This is a genomic window from Rubrivirga halophila (assembly GCF_046845755.1).
GTDB lineage: Bacteria > Bacteroidota > Rhodothermia > Rhodothermales > Rubricoccaceae > Rubrivirga.
On sequence record NZ_CP177357.1, the window covers coordinates 3,033,649 to 3,059,956 of the forward strand.

Annotated in this window: 22 protein-coding genes and 1 tRNA gene; 14 read left to right on the forward strand and 9 right to left on the reverse strand. The window is 72.6% G+C overall.

Annotation, left to right across the window (positions count from 1 at the left end; genetic code table 11):
* Nucleotides 1-393: 393 nt before the first annotated feature.
* Nucleotides 394-1,095: a trehalose-phosphatase gene (otsB, locus tag ACLIRP_RS13265; RefSeq protein ID WP_412060941.1), complete on the reverse strand. Its 702-nt coding sequence runs from the start codon at nucleotides 1,093-1,095 to the stop codon at nucleotides 394-396.
* A gap of 73 nt (nucleotides 1,096-1,168) precedes the next feature.
* Nucleotides 1,169-2,566, reverse strand: coding sequence for an alpha,alpha-trehalose-phosphate synthase (UDP-forming) (locus tag ACLIRP_RS13270; RefSeq protein WP_412060942.1), 1,398 nt, complete (start codon nucleotides 2,564-2,566; stop codon nucleotides 1,169-1,171).
* A gap of 101 nt (nucleotides 2,567-2,667) precedes the next feature.
* On the opposite strand from ACLIRP_RS13270, the gene ACLIRP_RS13275 reads away from it, so the two are divergent.
* The 3 genes from ACLIRP_RS13275 to ACLIRP_RS13285 all read left to right on the forward strand — a co-directional run bounded on the left by ACLIRP_RS13275 (nucleotide 2,668) and on the right by ACLIRP_RS13285 (nucleotide 5,088).
* On the forward strand, nucleotides 2,668-3,804 hold the full coding sequence (locus tag ACLIRP_RS13275; protein ID WP_412060943.1) for an adenylate/guanylate cyclase domain-containing protein: 1,137 nt from the start codon (nucleotides 2,668-2,670) through the stop codon (nucleotides 3,802-3,804).
* A 13-nt stretch (nucleotides 3,805-3,817) separates the two neighbouring features.
* A tRNA-Leu gene (locus ACLIRP_RS13280) sits at nucleotides 3,818-3,901 on the forward strand.
* Nucleotides 3,902-3,963: 62 nt separating this feature from the next.
* Entirely contained in the window at nucleotides 3,964-5,088 is a 1,125-nt protein-coding gene (locus tag ACLIRP_RS13285) for an ArsO family NAD(P)H-dependent flavin-containing monooxygenase (RefSeq protein ID WP_412060944.1), read from the forward strand.
* A 48-nt stretch (nucleotides 5,089-5,136) separates the two neighbouring features.
* On the opposite strand, the gene ACLIRP_RS13290 is transcribed toward ACLIRP_RS13285, so the two are convergent.
* Complete coding sequence (locus ACLIRP_RS13290; RefSeq protein ID WP_412060945.1) at nucleotides 5,137-6,564, reverse strand: DUF4041 domain-containing protein; 1,428 nt, start codon at nucleotides 6,562-6,564, stop codon at nucleotides 5,137-5,139.
* Between the two features lie 617 nt (nucleotides 6,565-7,181).
* Here ACLIRP_RS13290 and ACLIRP_RS13295 point away from each other — a divergent pair.
* The 3 genes from ACLIRP_RS13295 (at nucleotide 7,182) to ACLIRP_RS13305 (ending at nucleotide 8,907) form a co-directional block, all read left to right on the forward strand.
* Entirely contained in the window at nucleotides 7,182-7,892 is a 711-nt protein-coding gene (locus tag ACLIRP_RS13295; RefSeq protein WP_412060946.1) for a hypothetical protein, read from the forward strand.
* A 107-nt stretch (nucleotides 7,893-7,999) separates the two neighbouring features.
* Nucleotides 8,000-8,533, forward strand: a complete 534-nt coding sequence (locus tag ACLIRP_RS13300; RefSeq protein ID WP_412060947.1) for a hypothetical protein — start codon at nucleotides 8,000-8,002, stop codon at nucleotides 8,531-8,533.
* A 44-nt stretch (nucleotides 8,534-8,577) separates the two neighbouring features.
* The gene (locus tag ACLIRP_RS13305) at nucleotides 8,578-8,907 is read left to right on the forward strand and encodes a hypothetical protein (protein ID WP_412060948.1); all 330 of its coding nucleotides are present in this window, start codon (nucleotides 8,578-8,580) and stop codon (nucleotides 8,905-8,907) included.
* Nucleotides 8,908-8,961: 54 nt separating this feature from the next.
* On the opposite strand, the gene ACLIRP_RS13310 is transcribed toward ACLIRP_RS13305, so the two are convergent.
* The gene (locus ACLIRP_RS13310; protein WP_412060949.1) at nucleotides 8,962-11,568 is read right to left on the reverse strand and encodes an AAA family ATPase; all 2,607 of its coding nucleotides are present in this window, start codon (nucleotides 11,566-11,568) and stop codon (nucleotides 8,962-8,964) included.
* A 186-nt stretch (nucleotides 11,569-11,754) separates the two neighbouring features.
* Here ACLIRP_RS13310 and ACLIRP_RS13315 point away from each other — a divergent pair, with 186 nt between their 5' ends.
* From ACLIRP_RS13315 to ACLIRP_RS13330, 4 genes are all read left to right on the forward strand, one after another.
* On the forward strand, nucleotides 11,755-13,434 hold the full coding sequence (locus ACLIRP_RS13315; RefSeq protein ID WP_412060950.1) for a DUF1800 domain-containing protein: 1,680 nt from the start codon (nucleotides 11,755-11,757) through the stop codon (nucleotides 13,432-13,434).
* 97 nt (nucleotides 13,435-13,531) lie between these two features.
* Nucleotides 13,532-15,142, forward strand: coding sequence for a DUF1501 domain-containing protein (locus tag ACLIRP_RS13320; RefSeq protein WP_412060951.1), 1,611 nt, complete (start codon nucleotides 13,532-13,534; stop codon nucleotides 15,140-15,142).
* A 64-nt stretch (nucleotides 15,143-15,206) separates the two neighbouring features.
* Entirely contained in the window at nucleotides 15,207-15,605 is a 399-nt protein-coding gene (locus ACLIRP_RS13325; protein WP_412060952.1) for a BLUF domain-containing protein, read from the forward strand.
* Between the two features lie 50 nt (nucleotides 15,606-15,655).
* Nucleotides 15,656-16,036, forward strand: coding sequence for a BLUF domain-containing protein (locus tag ACLIRP_RS13330; protein ID WP_412060953.1), 381 nt, complete (start codon nucleotides 15,656-15,658; stop codon nucleotides 16,034-16,036).
* Between the two features lie 46 nt (nucleotides 16,037-16,082).
* Here ACLIRP_RS13330 and ACLIRP_RS13335 read toward each other — a convergent pair whose 3' ends face one another.
* Nucleotides 16,083-17,738, reverse strand: coding sequence for a glycosyltransferase (locus ACLIRP_RS13335; protein WP_412060954.1), 1,656 nt, complete (start codon nucleotides 17,736-17,738; stop codon nucleotides 16,083-16,085).
* Between the two features lie 104 nt (nucleotides 17,739-17,842).
* Between ACLIRP_RS13335 and ACLIRP_RS13340 the strand changes: the two genes are divergently transcribed.
* On the forward strand, nucleotides 17,843-18,613 hold the full coding sequence (locus ACLIRP_RS13340; protein ID WP_412060955.1) for a nucleotidyltransferase family protein: 771 nt from the start codon (nucleotides 17,843-17,845) through the stop codon (nucleotides 18,611-18,613).
* A gap of 89 nt (nucleotides 18,614-18,702) precedes the next feature.
* On the opposite strand, the gene ACLIRP_RS13345 is transcribed toward ACLIRP_RS13340, so the two are convergent.
* The 4 genes from ACLIRP_RS13345 to ACLIRP_RS13360 form a co-directional block, all read right to left on the reverse strand.
* Nucleotides 18,703-19,737 (reverse strand): potassium channel family protein, encoded by a 1,035-nt coding sequence (locus ACLIRP_RS13345; RefSeq protein WP_412060956.1) that lies wholly within the window; start codon nucleotides 19,735-19,737, stop codon nucleotides 18,703-18,705.
* Nucleotides 19,737-20,228 (reverse strand): hypothetical protein, encoded by a 492-nt coding sequence (locus ACLIRP_RS13350; protein ID WP_412060957.1) that lies wholly within the window; start codon nucleotides 20,226-20,228, stop codon nucleotides 19,737-19,739. Before ACLIRP_RS13350 ends, ACLIRP_RS13345 begins: the two co-directional genes overlap by 1 nt.
* Nucleotides 20,229-20,388: 160 nt before the next feature.
* On the reverse strand, nucleotides 20,389-21,021 hold the full coding sequence (locus ACLIRP_RS13355) for a transposase (RefSeq protein ID WP_412060958.1): 633 nt from the start codon (nucleotides 21,019-21,021) through the stop codon (nucleotides 20,389-20,391).
* A 299-nt stretch (nucleotides 21,022-21,320) separates the two neighbouring features.
* Entirely contained in the window at nucleotides 21,321-22,442 is a 1,122-nt protein-coding gene (locus ACLIRP_RS13360; protein ID WP_412060959.1) for an LVIVD repeat-containing protein, read from the reverse strand.
* 154 nt (nucleotides 22,443-22,596) lie between these two features.
* Here ACLIRP_RS13360 and ACLIRP_RS13365 point away from each other — a divergent pair, with 154 nt between their 5' ends.
* The 3 genes from ACLIRP_RS13365 to ACLIRP_RS13375 all read left to right on the forward strand — a co-directional run bounded on the left by ACLIRP_RS13365 (nucleotide 22,597) and on the right by ACLIRP_RS13375 (nucleotide 26,306).
* The gene (locus ACLIRP_RS13365) at nucleotides 22,597-23,715 is read left to right on the forward strand and encodes a mannose-1-phosphate guanylyltransferase (protein ID WP_412060960.1); all 1,119 of its coding nucleotides are present in this window, start codon (nucleotides 22,597-22,599) and stop codon (nucleotides 23,713-23,715) included.
* A 258-nt stretch (nucleotides 23,716-23,973) separates the two neighbouring features.
* Nucleotides 23,974-24,645 carry a TetR/AcrR family transcriptional regulator gene (locus tag ACLIRP_RS13370; RefSeq protein ID WP_412060961.1) on the forward strand — a complete coding sequence of 224 codons (672 nt, stop codon included), beginning with the start codon at nucleotides 23,974-23,976 and terminating at the stop codon, nucleotides 24,643-24,645.
* Nucleotides 24,646-24,656: 11 nt separating this feature from the next.
* Nucleotides 24,657-26,306 (forward strand): TolC family protein, encoded by a 1,650-nt coding sequence (locus ACLIRP_RS13375; protein WP_412060962.1) that lies wholly within the window; start codon nucleotides 24,657-24,659, stop codon nucleotides 26,304-26,306.
* Nucleotides 26,307-26,308 lie beyond the last annotated feature (2 nt).

The window sequence follows — 26,308 nt, forward strand, 5'->3', positions numbered from 1 at the left end:
TGTCAGGCTGCGGGGGCTCGCGTTGGCTGCGCCTTCCCTTCGGGTGGAGATCCTTGGCTGCGCCGACGCGTCGCGTTCGCACGCTCAGAAACTGTTTGGGCAAGCCGGTCCCCTGCAAATGAGTCATCCCCGCTCAGGCGGGCCCCCGCAAGGGAAGGCGCCAGCCAATCCATCCGGCGGTGCTCGGATGGCACCTCCGCGGCCCATCGCCCCTCACCTTGGCTGCGCCGACCTGTCGGTTGGCTGGCGCCGGCCTTCGGCTGTCCCTCTCCCGGTGGGAGAGGGGACGCCTTTGGAGGGCTCGCCCCATTCCCCAAGCAGTCTCTCAGGATGACAGGTGTGGGAGGGGACAGCCATGCTGAGACCGATGTCCCCCTCGGTCTGTACCACACGCTAGGCGAGAAACTGCCGGAGGTAGTCGACGACGGCGTCGACGTCGGGGAGGCGGTGGCCGGCGGCCGTGTCGCCGTCGCCGACCTTGACGGTCACCGAGGGCTGGCGGAGCGCCTGGAGCGCGGCGAAGGCGTCCTCGTCGGTCACGTCGTCGCCGAGGTAGACCGGCGTGCGGTCGGGGTGCTCGGCGGCGATCCGGGCGACGGAGACGCCCTTCGAGACGCCTTCGGCGCGGAGCTCGACGACGGCCTTGCCCCAGATCGGCACGAGCCCGTCGGGGACCGCTTGCGCCCAGTCCTCCAGCGCCTCCAGCGCCGCGGCCTCGTCGGGCGCGCCCCGGTAGTGGACCGCGAACGCCACGCCCTTGTCCTCGACGCGGACACCGGGGAGGTCGGGCACGGCCAGCCGGAGGTGCCGGAGCGCCTGGGGGTGTGTCTCGAGGGCCTGGTGGTCGACGGTCCCGTCGCTCCACCCCTCCTCGGCGCCGTGGAGCCCGACCGCGCGGTGCCGCCCCCCGAGCAGGCCCGCCAGCGCCGCGAGGTCGCGCCCGGTCACGATCACGAGCGGGTGCGTCTCGGCGAGCGCCGTCAGCAGGTCGGGCACGGCCGGGTGCGGGCCGGCCGCCGCCGGGTCGTCCACGATCGGCGCGAGCGTGCCGTCGTAGTCGAGAAAGAGGAGCGGGCGGGCGGGGACGGGGATCACGAGAGGGCGGGGAATGGGGGCACGAAGCCGGATCGGGCGGAGGGCGGGCGACGAGGGCCGGGGGCCCTCCTGCCTACCCCGCGTCCAGCGATTCTAGAAACGCCTGGGCCCAGGTGTGGACGTCGAGGTCGCCGACGGCGGCGCGCATGGCGGTGAGGCGGTCGCGGCGCTCGCGGTCGGGGAGGTCGAGCGCGTGCGCGACGGCGTGCGCCAGCCCGTCGGTGTCGTAGGGGTTGACGAGCATGGCGCCCTCGAGGTAGTCGGCCGCGCCGGTCAGCTCGCTGAGCACGAGCACGCCCGGCCCCTCGCCGTCGGCCGCGGCCACGGCGCTGACGGCCGCGAACTCGTGCGCGACGAGGTTCATCCCGTCCCGCAACGGCGTCACGAGCGCCACGTCCGCGACGCGGTACAGCGCCGCCAGCTCGGCGTGGTCGAACGATTGGTAGCGGTAGCGGACCGGCGCCCAGGCGCCCTTCGCGAACCGCCCGTTGATGCGGCCGGCCGCCTCGTCGAGGTCGCGCTTGAGGCGGTCGTACGCGGCGACGCCCGTGCGCGACGGCGTCGCGATCTGGACGAGCGAGACGGTCCCGTGGCGCTCGGGGTACAGCTCCAGAAACCGCTCGAACCCCTCCATCCGCAGCAGCAGCCCCTTCGTGTAGTCGAGCCGGTCGACGCCGAGCACGATCTGGACGCCCCCGAGGTCGCCCGAGAACTCGGCGGCCATCGATGCGGCCTCGGGCGCCGCCGCGAGCGCCTCGAAGCGGCCCACGTCGATGCCGATGGGGTGCGCCTCGACGCGGCACCGGCGCCCGTCCCACAGGACGTCGGTCCCGTCGATCTCGGCGCCCAGCAGGTCGCGCGCCGACTCGCGGAAGTTCTCGGCGTAGCCCTCGGTGTGGAAGCCGATGAGGTCGGACCCGAGCACGCCGCGCAGGAGCGGGCGCGCCGAGGGCAGGATCTGGAAGACCTCCGAGGCAGGCCACGGGACGTGCCAGAAAAAGCCGATCCGGGCGTCCGGACGGGCCTCGCGGATCCGCTTCGGGACCCGCATCATGTGGTAGTCCTGGACCCAGAATGTCGGCCGCCCTTCGCCGGCGTCGGCGGCGTCGAGCGCCGCCTGGGCAAAGCGGTCGTTGACGGCGAGGTAGGCCTGGAGAAAGGCGCGCTCGGGCTCGACGTGCTGGACGAGGTAGTGCGACAGCGGCCACAGCACGCGGTTCGACATGCCCTGGTAGAAGCCCTCGAACTCGGCCTCGTCCAGCGGCACGCGGTGGACGGTGAACGTGGGGTCGTCGGCCGGCCACGCTTGCGCGAGCGGCGCGTCCTCGCCGGGGTCGCGGGCGGCCACCCAGGCGCCGCCGCGGCGCTCCAGCACGGGCAGCAGCGCCGAGGCCAGGCCCCCCAGGCTCGGCGCCCACCCGTCGGCGACCGGGCGGACGGGGGCGCGGTTGGCGACGAGGACGAGCGACACGGGGCAGGGGATGAGGGAGTCGCGAGAGCTACGCGTGGGCGTGCGCGCTGTTCGCCGCCGAGGGGGTGCCACGCGGTCCGCACCGCTCGTACCCTTTCGTCATGTCCTACGCCTCGCCCGCCCGCACCCACCTCCGCCGCGCGCTCCGGCTGGCGCCCGCGCTGGTGGCCGCCTGGGCGACCGCCTCGTTCGTCGCCGCGCGGCTCTCGGGCGTCGCCGCCGTCGAGGCCCTGCCGATGTCCGTCTCGCTGGGCCGCGCCCTCGCGACGGGCCTGCTGGTGGGGCTGCCCGCCGCCTGGCTCGAGTCGTCGGTGCTGGCGCGGACCGACCGCCGCTTCGGGGCCGGCCTCAGCCTGCTGCTCCGCACGGCCGCCTACACCGGCATCGTCGTGTTCGCGACCGTCGGGCTGGTGTTCCTGCTCAACGGCCTGGCCTTTGGCCGCTCGCCCGCCGACATCCTGGGCGACCGCGCCGTCGTCGAGTTTCTGCTCGGGCGGCCGTTCCTGTCGCTCGTCGTCCTGTTGATGCTGGCCTCGTTCGTCGTCAACCTGACCGTCCAGCTCCGCCGCGTGCTCGGGCCCGAGACGCTGCTCGCGCTGCTCATCGGCCAGTACCGGCGGCCCGTCCGCGAGGAGCGCGCGTTCCTGTTCCTCGACCTCACCGACTCCACGATGACGGCCGAGCGCCTGGGCCCGCTCCGCTTTACCGACTTCAAGAACGACTTTTTTACCGACGTCGCCGAGGCCGTGCTCGCCACGCGCGGGCGCATCTTCCAGTACGTCGGCGACGAGGCCGTCATCACCTGGCCGCTCGACGTGGCCCAGGAGACCGGCGCCCCGATCGAGTGCTTTTTCCTCGCCCACGACCTGGTGGCCCGGCGCGCGGGCCACTACGAGCGGCGCTACGGGACGGCCCCGCGCTTCAAGGGCGGCGTCCACGGCGGCGAGGTGTTCACGGCCGAGATCGGCGAGATCCGCCGCGGCATCGTCCACTCGGGCGACGTGGTCAACACCGCCGCGCGCATCGAGGGCCAGTGCCGCCCGCTCGGCCGCACGCTCCTGACCTCCGACGACTTTGCCGAGCGCCTCCAAGCCGCCTGGCCCGACGCCGGCGACTACCAGTATGAGCCCGTCGGCGAGATCCCGCTCCGAGGCAAGGCCGCGCCGGTCGGGCTGGTCGCCGTCGAGCGGCCGGTCGGGCAGAGGGTTCACACACGCGACGCCGAGGCGCGGGCGTAGCTTTGGGCCGCGCGCCCGGATGGCGGAATCGGTAGACGCAGCGGTCTCAAAAACCGCCGACCTTCGGGTCTTGTGGGTTCGAGTCCCACTCCGGGCACCGGCGCTGGGCGCGCCCAGGCGGAGGACAGGACCGGGGCCGCCTCCCCCTCTCTCGACGCGATGAGGCCCGACACGCTCCCCCCTGAGACCCCGCTCCCCTTCGCGACTCGCGACGTTGTGGTGATCGGCGGCGGGCAGGCCGCGCTCGCGCTCGGCTACCACCTGTCCCGCGAGCTCCGAAAGACCGACGCCACGCTCGCGCTCGTGGACGACCGGCCGGGCCCCGGCGGCGCCTGGCAGGCCACCTGGGACTCGCTCCGCCTGTTCTCCCCTGCCGAGTGGTCGTCGCTCCCGGGCTACCTCCTGCCCCGCCACCTCGACGCCCAGCCCGCTCGCGACGACTACCCGCACCGCGACGACGTGCTCGGCTACCTCGCCGCGTATGAGGCCCGCCACGAGTTGCCCGTCTGGCGACCCGTCCGCGCGCTCGCCGTCCACCGCACCGACGGCGGCCTGCGCGTCGAGACCGACCGCGGCGACGTGACGGCGCGAGCCGTTGTGTGCGCGACCGGCACCGCCTCCGAGCCCGTCGTCCCCGAGGTCCCGGGCCGCGACGCGTTCGGAGGACGCCAGCTCCACTCGTCGGAGTACCGCTCACCGGCGGCGTTCGCCGGACAGCGCGTGCTCGTGGTCGGCGGCGGCAACTCGGGGGCCCAGATCGCCGCTGAGCTGGCGGGCGTCGCCGACGTCGTGTGGGCCGTCGAGCGCGAGCCCCGCTTCCTCCCGCCCGAGGTCGACGGCCGCGTCCTGTTCGATGCCGCGACGGCGCGCTACCACGCCCTGCAGAACGGCGAGGACCCCGGCCGCTCCTACACCCTGGGCGACGTCGTCCAGGTCCCGCCGGTCCGCGCTGCGCGCGACGCCGGGCAGCTCGGCGACGTCCGCCCGCCCGTCGCCCGCCTTACCGCGACCGGCGCCGTCTGGCCCGGCGGCACCGAGGAGGCCATCGACGCCGTTGTCTGGTGCACCGGCTTCCGCCCGGCGCTGAGCCTGCTCGCGCCGCTCGGCGTGGTCGGGCCCAACGGCCGGGTCGCGGTCGAGGGCACCCAGTCGGTCGCCGAGCCCCGGCTGTGGCTGCTCGGCTACGGGCAGTGGACGGGGTTCGCCTCGGCCACGCTCGTCGGCGTCGGCCGCTCGGCCCGGGCGACGGCCCGCGAGGTCGCGGCCCTGCTCACCGCCAGCTAGGCCCGCCTCGGGCGCCGGCGCCAGCAGGGCGCGGACGCCCCCCTTGCTTTACGCCGGGACCGCCTCCCTAAGTAGGGCTACCGTCTTTCTGTACTCCTCAGCCTCGGCCGCGAGCGTGAACTCGATCTCGCCGTGGTTGTCGTGGACGACCCGAGCGATCTCGTCGAGCGGGACCCGAAAGAACTCCTTTCGATAGTTGACCCGGTTGACGCGGTGGCTGTCGAACTGACGGTGGAGTTCGGCCTCCAGGCTTGGTGCGTCATCCGAGTAGATGATGGCGTGGACATCGAACCGAAACGGGACCGAGGCGTCGCCGAGTTCGCGAACTCGGTCCATCGGATCAAGCCGCCGGGTCATCCCAATCTTGTAGACGTCGTCGCCGAACGAGCCAACGTTCGAGATCACGTAGACGTGGCCCGCCCGTGTCATCTGGGCCTGCGACATTGCCCGCTCCTTGTTCTCATGTGCCTCGGCGAGTCGCCGCTCCAACTCCTCGATCTGACCCCGGAGCTTGTCTTGCTTGGCACCAACGGTGTCGGCGACTTCTGATCGGGCCTTGGCGAGTGCCTTCTCGTAGCGGGCCTCATCCTTTTCCGCCTCGCGCTGGACCCGCTCAATTTCCTTCTTCGCCTTCATCTCGTCCCGCATCTGCTCGCGTATCTGGCGCTGCTCCTCTCGCTCGGCCTCGCGCTTCTCATGGAACTCGTGGGTGAGGTGGAGTTCAGCAAGCTTGAGTCGGAGGTACATCCGCTCGATGGAGCAGCCGGTTGTGACAGAGAGCTTGTTAATGCGCTCATACGCCGTCTCCATACGGCGTTCCATGACCTCGACGTTGTTGTAACGAACCCGAGCGACGGCTGCGTCGCATTCGCCATTGAAGGCCCTAAACATGAGCTTCAGGCGGTCGCGAACCATCTTCTTGCCCTTCGCCGCACTCCCATCGACTGTCCAGTGGCTTGGAGCGTGAGAGGCCGCCCCATTTTTGATCGCTGTCTTCTGAGCTTTTCGGACTTCGTCGAGCTTCGCCTTGTAGCCAGCTGACTCAGGGAACTGGTAACGTGGCTCATAGACACCAAAGTCGTGAAGATGTGCCTCTTCGCTCAAGAGGTCGACTTGTCGCCGGAGACTCTTCGCCTCGGCTGTCGAGGCGGCGACCTGCTTTTCGGTTCGGTCCAACTCGGAGAGTGCTTTCTGCGCTCGGGCCTCAGCTTCGTCTGCTGCTCGAAGAGCATCGCCCGCGATACGCTCCATCTGCTCAGCCGCTTCTCGCCGGACTCGCTCAACCAACTTGCCCGCCTCCCGTCGGATGCGCGCTGCCTCAACCTCGGCGTCGATGACTGACGAAAACCGCTTCTGGACCGAGTCCAGGCGTTCCTCCAGTTCCGCACCTCGGATATCAGCCTTGCCCTTCTGCAGCCATAGAAAAAGCGCCGCCACAATTAGCGCGACAGCGACGACAGCGAGTACGAGCTCCATTTGTGACTTAAAATCAGCCTACTGAAGGCTACGACATACTCAGCGAACTCGCCAATCCTAGCACCCAGCCCATCCACCTCTCACTGTGGCCCGAGTCAGGTGAAGCGGGACGCCTCGACCGGAATCGATCCGGCATCGCCCTGACGCCTTCGCAAAGAGCCTGAGCGGCTTAGTGACCGAGCGGGGAGCCTGTCTGACGGAGACGAGACGCCCTCTTACGGATCCGAGGGCGCGTTCTACGCCTCCGAGAGTCTGTTCCACAGGCCCACGCAGGCGTCTTACAGGCCCGAGAGGTTGACCTACGCGTCCGAGACTTCGTCTTACGGCACCGAGCCCCTGTCTGACGGGTCGGAGAGTCCGTTTTACGAGACCGAGACCCCGTCTTACGCCTCCGAGAGGGCGTCTTACATGACAGAGACCCCGTCTTACCGGGCCCAAGAACCGCCCTACGGGGCCTAGAGGGCGTCTTGCCACACCTCAGCCGGTTAGGACGGCCGCAAGCATCCGGGAAAGGCCCCCAGACGACCTGCTGGCGCCGATCCCGAAGAAAATCGGCTCCCCGAGGTTATGCAGACCCTCGCATCCGGGTCTAGGGGGGTCCACACCCCCCCTGCGTCATGACCGACGACCAGACCAACCGACACGACATGCACCGGGCCGTCCTGGGCGTGCTCGACACCCACGCCGACGCCTGGGCGCCTGTCCCCGCCATGCAGGACCACCGCGACGCCCTCGCCGGCTTCGTCGAGACCGTCCGCCAGGCCGCCCAGGCCCAGGCCCAGACCTCCAAGCCCGCCACCGCCGTCAAAAAGGCGCTCCGCGCCAAGGTCGAGGACCGCTCGTGGCGGCTCGCGAACGCCATCGCCGCCTGGGCCCGCGCCAATGCCCGCCCCGACGTGGCCGCCGCCGTCACGCGCACGCGCCGCGCCTTCGACGCCTTCCGCGACGCCGCCCTCGCCGAGTACTCCGAGATCGTCGTCGCCGAGGCGAGGGAGCACCTCCCCGCCCCCGAGGAGCCCGCCACCTCCAAGCTCGGCCGCTACGGCGTCACCGCCGCCTTCGTCGACGAACTCGACGCCCTCGACGACGACTACGCCGAGGCCCTCTCGACACCGCGCCAGGCCATCGCGGCCACCAAGGGCGCCGGCCGCGCCATCGCCGTCGCCATCAAGCCGGCCCAGACGTACCTCGGCCAAGAGGTCGACCCGACGGTCGCCTTCCTGGCCCCCGACATGCCCGCCTTCGCCGAGGCGTACCGCAACGCCCGCGTCATCGTCGACCGAGGCCACGGCCCGGGCCCCGGCGACACCGACGCTCCACCCGACTGACTTTGCGGGCGTTGGCAACAACGTCTTCGGATGGGGGCTCAAAAGAGGGTTGTCACGTCGCCTCGAGCGTCGATACCTACGGCGGCACCCCACCCTCCCCTACCCCGTTGCGCCTCCGCTCCTCGTTCGCCGCCCTCCTCCTCTCGCTCGTCGCCCTCGGCTGCGACGCCGGCCCCGAAGGCCCCGCCGGCCCGGCCGGTCCCGAGGGCCCCGTCGGGCCGCAGGGCTCCGCGTCCGTGGTCGCGACGACCTTCGCCTACAGCGCGGCCAGTTGCCAGCGGAGCGGCGAGGTCCTGTTCTGCGCCGAGCCCTGGGCCGCCCTCACCTCGGACTTTGTCGACGACGGCGCCGTGTTCGCCTACCGCCGCGCCACGAACGGCGGCTGGATCGCGCTCCCGTCGACCGAGCGGCTCGACATCGACCTCGACGGCACCCCGGAGCTCGTCGAGTTCGGCTACCGCTACGTCCCCGAGCAGATCTCGCTGCGCATCGCCGTGCTCGAGTCGACCACCCCGTTCGTGGGGCTCAACACGCCGGGCGAGGTCCGGGCCGTGGCCATCGCCGGGTCCGCGGGCGCGCGCCGCTCGACGCCGCCCGCCTACGCCGACCTGGCCCACGCCTACGGCCTCCCCCTCGACTAAGCGCCCTCAGGCCCGCCGCCGAGGCGGGCGGGTCACTTGGCCCCATGCGCCGCGCCGCCCTCGCTAGCCTCGCCGTCGCCGCCAGCCTGGCGGCGTGGCTCGCCGTCGGCGACACGTTCGTCGTCGGCGGCGCGCTCCAGGGGCCGATCATGATTCAGGCCGGGCCCGTGGGCTGGTCGCGCGCGTGCTGGGGCCCGACGTACGAGCGCCACGCGATCGACGCCAGCTGGACGCGCTGCCTGGGCGTCCCCCACGGCCCGCGCCGCTGTGTCGGCTACCCGCCCCTCCCGGCCGGCACAGACGCCGACCTCGACGTCTTGCCGCTCGGGCCGCTCCGCGAGATCGCCTGCCCGGCCAGCCGGATGCGTAGGTGAGCACGGCCTCGGTGCCCTCGGGACGGACGCCCCACGCCGTCGCCCGACGGCGCTCTACGGTTCGAACAGGTCGAAGTCGCCGCCCATCACGCGGTCGATCCGCCCCGTCCGCCACCCGTGCGCGGCGTCACGGACGAGCGCGTTCGGGCCGTGCCGATAGCGCCGGACGATCTCGAGTGGAGCCGGCGCGTTGGCCAGCGCGGCTTCGGCCTGTCTGGCGGCTTCGGCGGGGGTTGCCGCAGGCACCGGAGGCTGAGGAGCGACGGCCACCCGCGCCGTCGCCCGGACCTTCCCGTGGGGGGTGGCCCGCTCCACCACGTGCAGCCCAAGTTCAGCCCGAAGCAGCCGGTAGGCGCCGAACCCGGACACGGCCGCCGTGAACCCCACCGGCGATTCGCTCTCCGCCAGCACGACGAGCCGCATCCGACGCTTGCGCGCCCACGCTCGGTACATCGCGGTCACCTCACGCGTCGCCATCGCATCGCCCTCTCCAGCCACGACCCGCAAAAACGCATCGCGCGGCTCGTCGGCTGCCAACGTCGCCAACGCCTCCTCGACCAGCACGAGTTGCTGCGCGAGCTGGCCGATAAGGCGGGGCGGACCGCCAGGGCGCTCTCCACCTGCCAACCGCCCCAGCAGAGACGATGCGGTGCCGAGCCCGGCCTCGATCCGGTCGCGGTACTCCGCCTCGCCCAGTAGCTGCGTCCGAGTTGGGTCCGACCAGAACGCAGGGTCGGCCATACGCGCCAGCGCCTCGGCTTTGGCATCGCCCCAGGCGGGGGCGTCGAGAGCGCCGGAGAGCCGGTCGTAGACGGTCCGGAGCAGGCCGAGGTCGTCGGGCGTCCCGTGCGGATCGAGCGCGACCGCCCGGAGCGTCCGGTCGGCCCTGCCCTCGTCGACGACCGGCACGCCGTCGGCGTCGGGGTCCACGAACTCGACGTCGAGGCCGGCTCCCCCTGCCCGGATGAAGAGGAACTGGTCGCCCTCGGGCACCGCGTGCGCCACCATCGCCCGGGCGAGCGGCGCCAGCAGGTGCCGCTCGACGGCCCGCTTGAGCGGGCGCGCGCCGAGGTCGAGCGTAAACCCCTCGTCGAGCAGGAACGCCGTCGCGCTCTCGTCCCACTCGACGGCCCACGGGCGCTGGCGCAAGCCGCGCCGGTCGAGCACCGCCCGCAGCTCGACTTCGAGCAGCTCGCGCATGACCGCCCGACTGAGCGGGCGGAACGTCACGACGCGGTCGAGACGGTTGAGGAACTCGGGCCGGAACACCTCGCTGAGCTGCTGGGCCACTCGCTCGGGACGGAACCGCTCAGGCACTGCGCCGAACCCGATCCCCGACGTCGTGTCGACGGACGCGCCGAGGTTGCTCGTCAGGATCACGATGGTGTGTCGAAAATCGACCGTCCGCCCCTGCCGGTCGGTCAGGCGGCCGTCGTCGAACACCTGGAGGAAGAGGTCCCAGATGGACGGGGCCGCCTTTTCGAACTCGTCGAGCAGGAGCACCGAAAACGGGTGTTCGCGGACCTCATCGACGAGCGCCCCCTGGCCGTGCTGACCGGGTGGCGCCCCGAGCACCCGGTCGAGCGCGTCAGCCGTCTGGAGCTCGCTCATGTCGAGCCGCACCAGGCGGTCGGCGGAGCCGAACAAGTACTCCGCGAGCGCCTTGGCGATCTCGGTCTTGCCCGTCCCCGTCGGCCCGACGAACAGGAACACGCCGGAGGGTCGGGTCGGGTCGGTGAGGCCCGCCTTGATCATGGCGACGCGGTCGACCAGGGTGTGGACGGCCTCGTCCTGGCCCAGCACGCGGCGGCGGAAGTGATCTTCGAGGGCGTTCAGGTCGAGCGCGGCTCGGTCGTCCAGAACGACGGACGGGAGGCCGGTGAGGCCCCGCAACGTGACCAGCACATGCCCCGGGTCGATGCTGGCGGCGGGATCGGCGGCGCCGGCCTCTTGCCGAGCCAGCCGGAGCAGCCGGAACAGCGCGCCGGGGAGGGCGAGCCCGGGGAGGTACTGCCGCGCGAGCGTGAGCGCCTCGGCGAGCACCGCCTCCGACGCCAGCGGCGGCGCTCCAGGCGCGACGGCGGCCTGGCTCCACGCCCGAGCGAGCCCGAGCGCCGTCGCGGGCGAGGCGGGCGCCACCGAGACCGTGTCGAGTGCGCCGCGCAACCGAGGCTGCGACGCGGCCAGTTGCTGGTAGGCCCCATCTGGGACCTCTCCGAGCACCCGAATCCGCCCCCGCTCGATGAGCGGCAGCAGTTGATCGAGCACGCCTACCGGGTTGTACTGGTGGCGCCCGGCGTGCGCGAGCTCGTGGAAGCGCGGAGCCACCCAGAGCGTCTTGGGTGCCTCCAGCGAGGCGACAAAGTCCTTGAGTTGCTCTTCGAGCTGCCCCATGAACGACTGCCCTGCCAGGATGTCGGCCGCGCTCGCTTCCACCACCGTCCAGCCCTCGCCGACGAGCCGCTCGCCGAGGACTCGCGCCAGCGTCGACTTGCCCACGCCGGTCTCGCCGACCAGCAGCGCCGATCGCGCCGGGTCGGCGGTGAGTTGGCGATGGAGCGCTTCAGCCGCCGTGTTCAGCGCGTCGTGGTCCACGCGGCCTGGCTCGCGGTCGGCAGTCCAAATCCGTCCGATGTACGGGAGCGGAGGGGTCTCGGCCATGGGTGCGGGGAGTGGCGAGCGCCGAAGGTAGGCGCCTCTCGCCCCCGGCGGCTCGGCATCGCACCATCTGCCCGCCTCGTGCGCGCCCGCCTCCCCGCTGGCCCGCCGACGCCGGATCGGGACAGGTCTGTAACAGATCGAGACGGGCGACCGTCGATACTCTAGGAGCCCCCGCCGTCGACGCCCATGGAGATTCTCGACCCGCTCGCCGCCCCTCCGCCGCCCCCGGCCGCCAGCGGGCCGCCCTTCGAGGTCCTGCCCGGCGTCTTCGCCGACCCCGCCCTCGGCGTCCGCTGGACCGACCCCGCGCCCCGACCGCCGGCGGCCTCAAAGGCCGACGCCCCGGCCCCGCTGAAGGCGAACGGCGGCTTGGCTCCTTACGTCCCGAGCGCCAGCGCGCCGTGGGACCGGGCCCGCGCGCTGCACCTGTTGCGCCGCACCGGCTACGGCGCCCGCCCCGCCGCCGTCGACGCCGTGCTCGCGCTCGGCCCCGACGCGGCCGTCCAGGCGCTCGTCGACGGGGCCGCCAGCATCGGCGCGCTCGCGCCGCCCGCCTGGCACGACGACGCCCCGCCCGCGCCGCCGCCCAACAACGCCCCGCAAGCCGAGCAGGACGAGTACCGCCGGGTCCTGCAGGTCTACCTCGACGCCAACACGCAGTGGATCTACGAGATGGAGTGGCGCACCATCACCGAGGGACTCGGCGGGACGGAGGCCGACGCACTCGCGGGCGCCGCCCGCGCCTTCCACGAGCGCTTGACCGTCGGCTGGCACGACCACTTCGTGGCCTCGGTCGAGGCCTACACCCTCGCGGGCTGGCTCAGCCGCTACTGGCGGACGCTGCAGCGCCACGCGCTCGGCGACTTCCGCGCCTTCGTGGCCGAAATCGGCACGTCGCCCGCCATGCTCGTCTACCTCAACGGCATCCAGAACCGCGTCGGCGCGCCGAACGAGAACTACGCGCGCGAGCTGATGGAGCTGTTCACGATGGGCGCCGAGGCCAACGGCCAGCCCAATTACACCCAGCAGGACGTGGCCCAAGCCGCGCGGTGCCTCACCGGCTACACCGTCGACGTCTACGGCACGCTCGAAGCCGTCTTCGTCCCCGCGTGGCACGACAACGGCATCAAGACCGTGCTCGGCCGGACGGGGAATTGGGGCCACGACGACCTCGTCCAGATCCTGTTCGACGAGCGCGCCAACGAGATCGCCACCTTCGTGGCCCGCAAGCTCTACCGCGACGTGGTCTACGACACGCCGAACGAGACCGTCGTGGCGCAGCTCGCGGGCGTCTTGCTGGCCAACGACTTCGCGCTCGCGCCCGCCGTCGCGGCGCTGCTCAAGAGCGCCCACTTTTTCGACGGCGACAGCATCGGCGCCCGCATCAAGAGCCCGCTCGAGCACGTCCTCGGGGTCCACGCGGAGTCGGGCACGGGCGCGATCCCGGCGCTGCAGGACACCATCCGCGCCATCACCTTCGTGACGGACCAGCGGCTGTTCTACCCGCCGAACGTCGCCGGCTGGCCCGGCCACCGCGACTGGCTCACGTCGAGCACGCTGCCGACGCGCTGGCTGTACACGAACGCCATCCTGAGCGGCATCGAGGCGGTGCCCGAGGCGCTGCGCGGCGTCGCGCTCGCGCTGCCCAGCCCGTACGTCGCCCGCGACCTCGCGGTCGACTTCGCGACGCTGTGGCTCGGCACGGCCGTCGACCCGGCCGACACGCCGGCCGTCGACCGCCTGATCGGCGTCCTCCTCGGCGACATCCCCGAGTACGAGTGGGACCCGACCGCGCCCGGCGCCGGCACCCGGCTGATGGGCCTGGCCCTCCACCTCGCCGTCCAGCCCGAGTACCAGCTGGCCTGATGGGTGATGCGTGAGGAGTGATGCGTGATGGGTTTTCCCCTGTCGCCTCGCTCGTCCCAACCGCCCCCGTTTTCCGACCCCCGACCTCCGACCGGCCATGTGTGACCACTCCCACGACCGCGCGATCTCGCTCGACCACGGCGCCGCCCACGACCACGACCACGAGGCCTGGTCGCGGCGCCAGTTCATGTCGCGGCTCGGGCTGAGCGCCGTCGGCGCGTCCCTCGTCGGCGGCGTCGGGGCCGTCCCGGCCCGCGCGCTCGGGCGCACGTCCCTGCTCGACGCCGTCGGCCGCGCCGAAACCGACCGCGTGCTCGTGCTCGTCCAGCTCTCGGGCGGGAATGACGGCCTCAACACGGTCGTCCCGCTGACCAACGACCTGTACTACAACGCCCGCCCCGGGATCGCGCTGCGGAGCCAGGACACGTTTTCGCTCGACGGCGATACGGGCCTGCACAACGCGCTCTCGGGCTTGCAAAGCCGCTGGGGCGACGGCGAGCTGGCGGTCGTCCGCGCGGCGGGCTACCCCGACGCGAGCCTCTCCCACTTCCGCTCGACGGACCACTGGCTGACCGCCAGCGACGGGACCGGCGACCTCCCGACGACCGGCTGGGCCGGCCGCACGTTGGCTCTCGAGGCCGCGGGCGAGACCGAGCCCCCGTCGTCGCCGCCGGGCCTGCAGATCGGCACGGCCGCGCCCCTGCTGTTCCAGGGCGACGGCACCGGCTACGGGACGGCGCTCTTCGACGTCGACCTCTTCTTGCAGATCGCGGCGGGCGGCGAGCCGTTCCCGACCGACGGCCTCCCCGACACGCCCGCGGGCGCCGAGCTGGGGTTCGTCCGCACGACGGCGAACGAGTCGTTCCGCTACCGCGACGCGATCGCCGAGGCCGCGCAGGCGGGCCGGAACGACGTCGCGTACCCCGGCGGGCGGTTCGGCGCCGAGCTCGCGGCGGTCGCCCAGATGATCAAGGGGCGGCTCGGCACGCGCGTCTACCTCGTCTCGCTCGGCTCCTTCGACACGCACGCGAACCAGCTCGGCTCTCACGCGAATCTGCTCCGCCAGCTCGGCGACGGGCTCGCGTCGTTCTTCGACGACCTCGGCGTCACCGGCGACGCCGACCGGGTGCTGGCGATGACGTTCTCGGAGTTCGGCCGCCGCGTCGAGCAGAACGGCTCGAACGGGACCGACCACGGCACGTCGGCGCCGCTCTTCCTGGCGGGCCCCGCCGTCGCGGGCGGGCTCCACGGCGACGCCCCCGACCTGGGCGCGCTCGACCCGGCCGGCAACCTGCGCTACACGACCGACTTCCGGCGCGTCTACGCGAGCCTGCTCACCGGCTGGTTCGGCCTCTCCGCCGACGAGGCCGCGTCCGTGCTCGGCGCCGCGTACGAGCCGCTGGGCCTGCTGGCGTCGCCCGTGTCGACGGGCACAAGCCCGGCGCTGGCGCTGGCGCTCGACCCGGTCCGCCCGAACCCGACGCGGGGGCTGGCGCGCGTCCGCTACCACGTCCCCGGTACCAGTCGCGCGCGCGTGTCGGTGTACGACGTGCTCGGCCGGCGCATTGCCCAGCTCGCCGACGGCGTGCACCGGGGCGGGGCGCACGAGGTGATCTGGGACGCGGGCGCGCTCCCGGCCGGCGCGTACGTGCTCCGCCTGGAGACGCCCGCCGGCCAGCGCTCTCAGACGGCGACCGTCGTGCGGTAGATTCGGGCCCCATTGCCCCTCAGGTGCGCGCCGCCGCGCCGCGCACTCGAGCCACCGCCGAGACATGTCCGACCCCGCCGAGATCGTTGGCCTCGAGCCCGACCCGCTCCACGCCGTCGCCTACCTCTCGACCCCGACCGTCCCGTTCTCGGACCGCGACCTGTCGGACCTGCTCCTCGCCTCCCGCCACTGGAACGCGGCGAACGGGCTGACCGGCAAGCTGGTCGTGCTCGAGGACGACTCGGGAATCGTCCGGTTTGCCCAGTGGATCGAGGGGCCGCGCGCCGCGCTCGACGCCTGCATGGCGCGGATCGCCGCCGACCCGCGCCACCGCGACATCGAGATCCGGCGTGAGGGGCCGGCCGCCAGCCGACGCTTCCCCGGCTGGGACATGGGCATCGAGCCGGTCCCGGAGGCCACGTTCGAGGACGCCTCCACCGACCTCGCGGGATCCCCCCGGTAGGCGGTGCAGGTCCGGCGGCGTATCGTGAGGGGGCATTCCCCTCCCGCCTCGTGATCACCGCTGTCGGCTACGAAGACCCCACCCTCCGCACCTTCGGGTACATCTCCGACCCGAGCGCCGAGTTCTCGGACCGCGACCTGTCGGACCTGCTGCTCTCGGCCCGGCGCTTCAACGCGCGCCACGACGTGACGGGGAAGTTGGTGGTGCTGGAGGAGGCCACCGGCATCGTCCGGTTCGCTCAAGTCATCGAGGGGCCGGCCGAGAGCATCGCCGTCGTCACCGCGCGGATCAAGTCGGACCCGCGCCACGAGAGCCTCCAGGTGGTCCTCCACGGCGACATTGAGGGCCGACGGTTTGCGGGCTGGGACATGGCCATCGCCCGCGTCGAGGGCGAGGTGTTCGAGACCGAGGCCGAGGTGCTGTTCAGCTAACGTTCGGGGCTGGCGCGAGCCCACCGGCTGGCGCACGCCGGTCGCCTCAGTCCGCGATCTCCCGCAGCTCCGTCGCCAGCCGCTCGGCGATGGCGCGCCAGTCGAACCGGGCCTCGGCCTCCCGGCGGAGCTCGGGCGCGAATCGGCGGGGCTCGTCGAGCGCCGCGACCAGCCGGTCGGCGAGGTCGGGGATTCGATGCTCGGCCTCAGGACGCGTCGTGAGGAGGTCGCGAGCGGCCTCGGGCAGGCCGGCCGCGAGCGTGCGCAGGCTGTCGCCCATCCCGCCCACGTCCGGCCCCACCGGCAGCACGCCCGCCGCCGCGCTCTCGGGCACCACGAGCGGGCTCGCCTCGCGGACGACCGACGGGAACGCGCCCGCATCCGCGAGCCCGTAAAAGGGGCCGAGGGCGTCGTGATCCAGGAACCCAGTAAACACGACGGAGCCGGGCGTCAGCACGCGCTGGGCGGTCGCGATGTAGTCGTCGAAGGTGCCGGCGGCGTCCAAGCCGTCGAGAAAGGCCTGTCCGGCGAAGAGCGGGTCGGCGTCGAGCCCGCCGTCGCCCTCCAGCGCGCCCCCCAGGCGGACGAGCTGGCGCACCAAGTCGCCCCGGCCCGACGCCAGCGCCAGCGCGAGCGCCTCCAGCCCCTCGCGCAAGCCGCCCGTCCCGGCGACCATCGCGACGGCCTCGGGGTGGCGTTCCGCCACGAGCGGGAGCGCCAGGATCAGATCCGCCGGCCCCTTCGCGCCGATCAAGCGGCCCACATACGCGACCGTCTTGGCGGGCCAGTCGACCGCGCGCAGCCGGGCCTCGACATCGGCGTCGGGCGCGGAGCGGGGGTAGTCGGCCCGGAGCGCCGCCAGCAGGTCGGCGTCGGCCGGACTCTCGGGGAGCGCCGCCAGCCGCTCGGCGAGCGCGTCGGTCGCCCCGGCCGGGCGGCCCCGCTCGACGCCGTCGACCACGCCCGCGATCACGTCGACGGTCGCCGGGCGGTCGGCCCGGTCGACGAGTTCGAAGATGGACGTGTCCGTCCCGACCGGCATCCGCCCCAGCTTGGCCTCGACGCCGGGCACGGCCCCGAACACGTCGCGCACGCGGCCCTCCATCTCGCCGTTGAGCGCGAACACGCGCGCGGCGCCGGCCAGCGCCCCCTCCGCCAGCCGCTGCGACCGCGCCTCCTTTTTGACGACGTACTCGATGGCGCTCCCGTGCGGCAGCACGGCGTACGGGGCGCCCCCCTCCTCGCGCGCCCGGTGCGCCGCGACCGCCATCAGCACGGTGTGGTTGACCACCCACGCCGCGATCCCTTCCGCCTCAGCGACGGCCCGCAGCACGCGCGCGTTGCGCACCAGATAGCCCTCCACGTCGTCGTCGTCGAGGTCCGGGATGTAGCGGACGTAGTCGGACGGCGTACTCGGGCGGACGTACGTCGGCAGCACGTCGAGTGACGGGCGGTGCAGCACGACGCGGCCTGGCACGTCGGTCTCGCGGTCGAACAGCACCTCGGGGGTCCCGTCGGCGTCGTAGGCGATGGCCTTGGCGATAAAGGCGTACCGCTCGGGCCGGCTCTCCTGGCAGACCGCGTGGACGGTGTGCCCGCCCTGCGCCAGCGCCCGCAGGATGGCCCGGGTCCAGAGATTCGAGCCGGCGCCCGCGAGTCCATAGCCGTGGACGACGCCGAGGGGGAGAGAGGGGTGCGGCATGGAGGGAGAGGGGGATGAGGGGACAGGCTGAACCGCCCCGCCCCCCACCGGTTCTGTCCATGCCTCTCCTCCCTCTCCCCTCCCGCATCCCTACCCCCTCCTCCATGGACGCCATGATCCTCGCGGCCGGCTTCGGCACGCGCCTCCGCCCGATTACGAACCACACGCCCAAGCCGCTCGTCGAGGTCGACGGGGTCCCGATGCTGGAGCGCGTGGCGCGGCGCCTCATCGCCGCCGGGGCCGACCGGATCCTGGTCAACGTCTCGCACCTGTCGGACCAGGTCGAGGCCTACGTCGCCGACGTCGACTGGCAAACGCCCGACGGCGAGGCCGTCGAGGTCGTGGTCAGCGACGAGCCGGATGGGCCGCTGGAGACGGGCGGCGGCATCAAAAAGGCCGCCGACTTTTTCCGCCGCGACGCGCCGTTCCTGGTCCACAACGCCGACATCCTGACGGACGTGGACCTGGCCGCCCTCTTCGCCGCCCAGCGCGACGCGACCGACGGCCGGGTCGCCACGCTCGCGGTCGCCGAGGCCAAGACGGACCGGGCGCTGCTCTTCGACGACGGCGGGCTGGCCGGCTACACGCTCGACGGCGGCGAGCCCAAGCCCATGCGCGACGCCGACGGCGAGGGCCGCATGGTCGACTTCTGCGGCGTCCAGGCGTGTGGCCCGGCGCTCCTCGACGCCGTGCTCGCGCGCGACGAGGTCAAGTTTTCCGTGATGGACGTCTACCTCGCCCAGGCGCGCGACGGCGGCCGCGTGGCCGCCTTCGACGGGACCGACGCGACGCCGAATCGCTTTCTCGACATGGGCACGCTGGAGCGCCTGGAGATTGCCAACGAGGTCGTCGCCGGCGGCGACTTCGACGGGTAGCCAGGCGCAGAGGGATACGGGACGACGCGCGCGAGCCCTCGGCCCATCCCTCCATCCCGGATGCCCCATCCCTCCACCGCAGAGGCCCGCTACTTGATCGACACCTTCGAGAGCGGCGTCGCCCCCTCCGTACGGATCTTGCGGATCTGCTCGGCCGTCGCCAGCACGATCAGCGTGTCGCCCTCGGCGAGCGCGAGGCGGGCGTCGGGGTTGAACTGCCACTCGCCCGTCGCCGAGCGGAGCACGCCGACCACGATCGCCTGGAAGTGACGCCGAAAGTCGACCTCGGACAGCGAGCGGCCGTCGAGCAGGCTCCCGGCCTCGACCGTCACTTCTTCCAGGTCGAAGTCGAGCGCGTCGACGCCCAGCACCTTCTCCATAAAGCGGTCGACGCGGGGGCGCAGGATGGTCTGCGCGATGCGGTCGGCGCCGATCTCGAGCGGCGAGATCACCTTGTTGACCCCGGCGCGGACCAGCTTGCGCTGCGAGGTCTGCTCGTTCGTCCGGGCCACGATAAACAGGTCGCGCCCGTCCATCAGCTCGCGCGCGGTCAGCGCCACGAACACGTTCGCGGCGTCCTGGGGGAGGACGAGGACGAGCCCAGCCGCGCGCTCGAGCCCGGCCGCCTGCAACGTCGTCTCCTCCTCGGCGTCGTCCTGGACGTAGGGGAAGCCCTCGGCGTCGAGCTGCTCGGCCCGGTCGTCGCGGCGGTCGACGACCACGAAGTCGCGCCCGGCGGCGACCAGGTCGCGCGCGATGCGCTGGCCGAGCCGGCCGTACCCGGCGATGACGTAGTGGCCGGACAGGTTGTCGATCCGTCGTTGCATGGCTCGCTGGCGGAGGGCGTCGGTCGTGACCAGGATCTGGACGACGCGGGAGGCGATGGTGGCGAACGTACCGATGCCCACGAACGCGAGCGCGGCCGTAAAGACGCGGCCGGCGTCGCTCAGCGGCTGGACCTCGCCGAACCCGATCGTCGTCAGCGTGATGGCCGTCATGTAGAAGGCGTCCATCGGCGACCACCCCTCGATCCCGATGTAGCCGAGCGTGCCTAGGCCGAGCAGCGCCGCGACGGCGAGCGTCCCCAGGACGATCTCGCGCAGGGCGCCGGTCCGCGCGCCCACTAGAGCCCGAACGCCTGGGCCGCCCACGTCTCGCCCGCGGGCCGCGCCACGCCGTGCGCCCGCAGCTCGCCGAGCGTCGCCGCCGTCACGTCGAGCACGACGGTCTCGGCGCCGGCCTCGCCCGCCTTCACCAGGCGCCGGAAGGCGGGGCGCGGGACGTGCTGCCAGGCGCCCTCGCCGTCGCGAAACGCCACGCCGAGCGCGGGCGCGAGCGCCAGCCCGTGCGCCGCGAGCGCCTCGGCGACCGCCCGCTCCATCGCGTCGATCCCGCACCCGGAGACGCCCGCGTTGAGGTCGGCCTCGGAGATCACCGCCGCGACCGCCAGCACGCGGTCGGCCAGCACCGCCGCCTGGGCGCGGACGGGGCGGCCGTGGCTCTGCCACGAGGGGAGCCAGCCGGCGAGCGGCGCCAGCACGGCGTCGGGGTCGGCGGGGGCGCGGTCGAGGGGGAAGAGCCAGACGCGCGCGGCGTCGGGGAGGGCGTCGAACATGGCTAGAGGATACGCCGGGGGCCCTCGGAGGCTCGCCCTCCGGGCTAGGAGAAGAGGAGAGGACGAGCAGAGGAGAAGAGGCCGGGAGAAGACGAGGCACGGCGGCCCAGCGCGCCGCGCCTTCTCCTCCCCTCCTCTACTCGTCGTCTCCTCCGTCCTCTCACGCGTCCGGCCGCCCCTCGTCGCGCAGGGCCTCCAGGCCTGCCAGGTCGACCGCGCGCAACGCCGCCTCCAGGTCGTCGTCCGAGACGCCCGTGCCGGTCACCTCGACGTGGAAGCGCTCCCCCACGATCAGGCTGAACTCGCCGCTCCGGCGCTCCGAGTCGTACGTCCGGTAGCCGCGCCGGCCGCCCATCGAGACGGTCCGCTCGTACGTCGAGCCGGACTCGCGGTCGAGGTCGGCCATCGTCCAGCCCAGCCCCATCATCGCCATCGAGGGAATGGCGCCGTAGTCCATGATGCCGATGTCGACCTGGGCGTCGCCGGCGCCGTAGACGGCCTCGACGCGCGAGATCGAGAAGCCCATCGCGCCGTCCGTCGAGCCCTCGACCTCGCCCTGCGCCAGCCCGGCGGCCTCGTCGGGCAGCAGGTCGCGCAGCGTCCGGAAGTTGACGGGCTCGGCCGGCGGGCGGTCAGCGGCCTCCTGCATCTGCTCGACGGCGCTCTGCATCTCGCCCAAGCGCCCGAGCACGCCCGGCTCGCCGGTCTCCTCGATGGCGTCGTCGGCAGGGTCGTCGCCGCCGCAGGCGGCGAGCGGGAGGGCGAGGGCGGCGAGCAACAGGAGCGGGCGCATGGAGTCGGAAGATCGGGTCTCGCCCAGGCTACGGCAGACGGCCGAACCACAGCGCACCCCGACGGCGCGATTCACCGGGCTGGCGGCGGCATTCACAGAGGAGCCCATCGCCGCGTCTCGTGCGGACATCCCCCACCCCTCCGGGGCACCCCCTTTCAAAGGGGGACCGCATGGTTTGGAGCCCTGTCGCGTGAGTCCCCCTTCGAAGGGGGACGAGGAGCGGAGCGACGCCGGGGGATGTCGGCCCGAGCACGACGGCCAGCCGGGCCAGGGCGGGCGCACACCGTCGGAGACCGAGCCTACAGGTTGGGCGCCTTGGGGTCCCACTTGAGGACCGTCAGCGTGCCCTCGAGGTCGCTCGCGTAGAGGTAGCCGCCCGGCGACGGCAGCGAGACGCCCCAGTTGCCGTAGAACGCCGCGTCGTCGTTGTCGGCGTGCGTGTCAAAGCGGGCCACCTCGACCGGGTTGGCGATGTCGGAGATGTCCAGGACGTAGACGCCCGACGCGTAGTGCGACACGAACGCGTAGTCCCCGTCGATCTGGACGTTGTGCGCCAGCCGGCTCGTGCCCAGCCAATCGCCGACGAGCGTCGGGTTCTCGGCGTCCGAGAGATCCCACACCTTGACCGTCTTGTCGACGGTCTCCTCGGTCGTCATCGCGTGGCGGCCGTCGGCGCTCGGCCAGATGTTGTGGACGTAGCCCGGCGCCGGCACGTCGACGCGGCCGATCATCGTGGGGTGGGCCTTGTCCGTCATGTCCCACATCGAGAACGTCGGGTTGCGGCCCTCGGCCACGTAGAGCGTGTCGTTGCGGGCGAAGATGTCGTGCGAGTCGGGGACGGGCACCTCGGCCACGTCGACCGGGCGGATCGGGTCGGCGAGGTTGATCACCACGATCCCGTTGGCGTCCGAGTTCAGCATGTAGGCGTAGCCGGTCGCTGTGTCGATCGACAGGTTGTGGGACGACACCAGCCGGTCGTTCTCGCCACGCACGACGGCGATCTCTTCGGCGTGGTGCGGCAGCCCGCGCAGGTCGATCACCTGGAGCCCCTCGCTCCGGCCGAGCGCCTCGGTCGCGATGTAGGCGAACGAGCCGTACGTCTTGATGTCGCGCCAGTAGAACGGCGCGCTGTCCGTCGGGCCCGGGATCTGGGCGACGACCTCCAGGCTGGGCACGGCGACGATGGCGATGCCCTCGACGTTGCCCATGATGGCGTACTCGGCACCGTCGTTCGCCGTGTAGGCCCAGACGTCGGAGCCGCCGATGATGTCGGGGATGCCGACCGAGTCGGGGTCGCGGGGCTGGTCGGCGCCGGGGCGCGGGATGGTGGGGAGCTCGACGGTCCCGATGAGGTCGAGCTGCTGGGCGCCGGCGGGCGCGGCGAGGAGGGCGGCGAGGGCCGCGAGGGCGACGAGACGCATGGGGGCTTGGGGAGGCAGTCCAGGCAATGTAGGGCGGTGGCGGGGCGGAGCCATGAGGGCGGGAGCGCGCAGCGGCGGCGCCCGGAGTCGCGGCGGCCCCTCCGGGCACCGCAGCCGCCGCCGGCCGTAGACCCCATCCTCCCTCCCCTCAACGATGTCCCTCTACGCCGTCATCATGGCTGGCGGGGTCGGCAGCCGGTTCTGGCCGCGCAGCCGCCGCTCGCACCCCAAGCAGTTTCTCGACGTCTTCGGCGACGCCTCGCTGATCCAGAACACGTTCGCCCGGCTCCAGCCGCTCGTCGCGCCCGAGAACGTGCTCGTGGTCACGAACGCCGACTACGTCGGCAAGACGCGGGAGCACCTGCCGGCCGTGCCCGAGGGCAACATCCTGGGCGAGCCGGTCGCCCGCAACACGGCGCCGTGCATCGCGCTCGCGGCCGCCAAGCTGATCGCCGAGGACCCCGACGCCACGATGATCGTGCTCCCGGCCGACCACCTCATCGCGAACGTCAGCCGCTTCCACGAGGTGCTCCGCGCGGCCGTCGAGGCGGCCCAGACGCGCGGCGGCGACGCGCCCGCCCCGCTCGTCACCATCGGCATCCGGCCGACCCACCCCGAGACGGGCTACGGCTACATCCAGTTCGACGCCGACGGCGACACCGACGGCGTCCGCGACGACGGGCCCGCCGACAAGCCGAAGGCGCACAACGTGCTGACGTTCGCCGAGAAGCCCGACCTCCAGACCGCCGAGCGCTTCTTGGACGCGGGCGACTTCCTGTGGAACTCGGGCATGTTCATCTGGCGCGCCGACGCCATCCTGGCCGCCTTCGAGCGCTACCTCCCCGTCGTGCACCGGCTGTTCGCCCCGCTGGCGGACGCGTTCGGGACCGACGCCGAAGCCGGCGCCGTCGCCGACGCCTACGAGCGGAGCCCCAAGATCTCGATCGACTACGGCATCCTGGAGCAGGCGGCGGATGTGCTCGTCGTGCCCGGCGCCTTCGGGTGGAGCGACGTCGGGGACTGGCGGGCCGTCCACGAGCTCTCCGAGCAGGACGACGCCGGCAACCGCGCCGAGGGCAACGTGATCCTGCAGGACACGGCCCGGAGCCTGGCCCGCAGCGCCGACGGCCGCCTGCTCGTGCTCGTCGGGATGGAGGACACGGTCGTCGTCGATACGGGCGACGCGGTCCTGGTGTGCCACCGCGAGCAGGCCCAGAAGGTCAAGGACGTGGTCGACTTCCTGGGCGTCCACGGGATGGAGGAGTACATGTAGGCCCCGAACCGCCCTCAACCCGGTCGCCCGCTGTCGGTCGCCGCCCCGCCCGCCTCGCCCGCCTCCCACCGAGGCGGACGGGGCGGGCGGCCCGCGCCTGGGGACCTCATCGATCGCACCCATGACCCGCCGCCGTCACCACCCGAGCGTTCGTTGTGACTTCACCGGCCCGAGCGAAACCAGGGGCTTGCGGTCCCGTACTGACGCCCGAGTTCACAAAGTGACCGCCGAGTCACCTCTTGACGCCCCGTTCATATTTTGGAAACCGACGCCCCCCTGCTGACCCGCCGCGACCGTGAGCGGCTCGCCCGCCGCGAGGCCATGCTCGATGCGGCCCTCGCCGTCTTCGGCGAGCACGGGTTCGAGGGCGCCACGCTCGACGGGATCGCCGACCGGGCCGAATTCGGCAAGGGCACGCTCTACAACTACTTCCCCGGCGGCAAGGACGAGCTGTTCCACGCCCTGTTCGAGGAGCACGTCGTGAGCGGGCTCCGCGCGGTCGTTGCCCGGGCGCTCCCCGACGACCGGCCGCTGGATACGGCCGCCGACGCGCGCGCAGGCTTCCACGACCTGCTGCTGGGCCTCCTCGAGCACTTCGAGGCGAATCGCTCCGTCCTCCGGCTGTTCATGACCGAGGGCCCGCGCGCGCTCCACGACCCCGACCGGATGGCCGACCTCGTCGACCAGTTCGCCGGGCTCACCGACGCCGTCGCGGCGGCCGTCGAGCGGTCGATGGCCGCCGGCGCCATCCGCGCCCTCCCGCCGCTCTCCGTGGCGCACCTCCTGTTCGGGAACGTCCGGGGGCTGCTGCTGGCGCACGCCGCCCATGACTGCGCCCGGCCCGGCGCCGCGACGCTCCCCCCGCTCGACCCGGCCGAGACCGCCGCGTTCCTCACGACCGTCCTGTTCGACGGGCTCCTCGCCCGATGACACGCCCCCCGATGTTCCGTCGCCTCGTCCTCGCCCTCCTCGCCGCCACGGTCCTCTCCGGGGTGGCGGTCGTCGTCGCCCCGTCGGCCCGTGCCCAAGACGCCCCGGCCGGCCCCGTGGTGCTCACGCTCGACGCCGCCATCGAGATCGCGCTCGAGCGCGCGTACGCCATCCGCCTGGCGCGGCTCGACACCGAGACGGCGCGGTCCCAGGTCCGCGAGGCCTACGGCGGGCTGCTCCCGCGCGTCGACGCGACGAGCCAGTTCTCGCGCAACGTGGTCCAGGCCAACCCGTTCGCGGGCTCCTCGGCGGGCAACCTCTTCAGCGGGCTCGGCGCCATCGGCTGGCTGGCGTTCAACGAGCAGGCCCGGACGGACGACGACCCGGCGACGGTGCCGATCTCGCTCGCGGAGTACAACCGGCGCGTGAGCGAGGGGCAGTCGGCGGCGGGCTTCGTGCCGGGCGACGGGAGCAGCAACCCCTTCGGCACGGACAACCAGTTCACGAACACGCTGTCGCTGACGCAGCCGATCTACTCGGGGACCGCGTTCGCGGCCGTCCGCGGGGCGCGGTCGCTCGTCGAGATCAACGAGGCGGCCGTCGCGCAGCGCGAGGACGAGACGATCGACCAGACGCGGCAGGCCTTCTACGGCGCGCTCCTGGCGGAGCAGCAGGCGGCCGTGCAGCGGGCCTCGCTGGAGCGCTCGCGCGAGACGTTCGGCGAGGCCTCGCAGCTCGTCGCCCAGGGCGTCCGCCCCGTCTTGGAGCGGCTCAACGCCGAGGTCGACCTCGCGAACGCCGGGACGGCTGTCGTCACGGCCGAGGCATCCGCCGAGACCGCGCGCGACCAGCTGTTGCTGACACTCGGCCTGCCGGTCGACTCCCAAGTCGTGCTGGTCGGCGAACTCGCGCCGCCGGCGGACGGGCTGTTCCAGACGGTCGGGCTGGCGGCGGCCTCGGCGCGCGCGCTCGACCAGCGGCCCGACATCCAGCAGGCCACGCTCGCCGTCCGCCTCAACGAGGTCCAGCGCGACATCACGAAGGCCGGCCTCTTCCCCAGCCTCAGCGCCTTCGTCAACGCGGGCTACAACGGCAACGTCCCGGACGACCGGAGCTTCCTGACGAACCCGGACCCCGCCGACCCCTTCACCTTCGAGTCCGGCTCGACGGGCTTCTTCTCCGACGCGTACTGGAACCCGAGCCTGACGGTCGGGCTGCGGCTGAACTGGATGCTCTTCGACGGTTTCCAGACGAACCGCCGCATCCAGCAGAACCAGATCGCGGTCGACCAGGCGGCAATCCAGCTGGAGCAGGCGCGGAACGCGGCGCAGCTCGAGGTGGCCGCGGCCGTCCGCCAGCTCGAGAGCGCGCGGCGGCGGCTGGAGGCCCAGTCGCGGACGGTCTCGACGGCCGAGACGGCGTTCGCCTTCGCCTCGGCGCGCCTGTCCGAGGGCGTCGCCAGCCAGCTCGACGTGCGCGTGTCGAGCCAGAACCTCGACCTCGCGCGCCTCAACTACCTCCAGGCGGTCTACGACGCGCTCGTCGCCCGGAGCGCCTACGAGCGCGCGACCGGCACGATCGCCCCGACCGCCCTCGACACCGTTCCGCCCGCCGAGACGCCGACCGTGATCTCGCCGGTGACCACGATTGGCTCCGACTGACG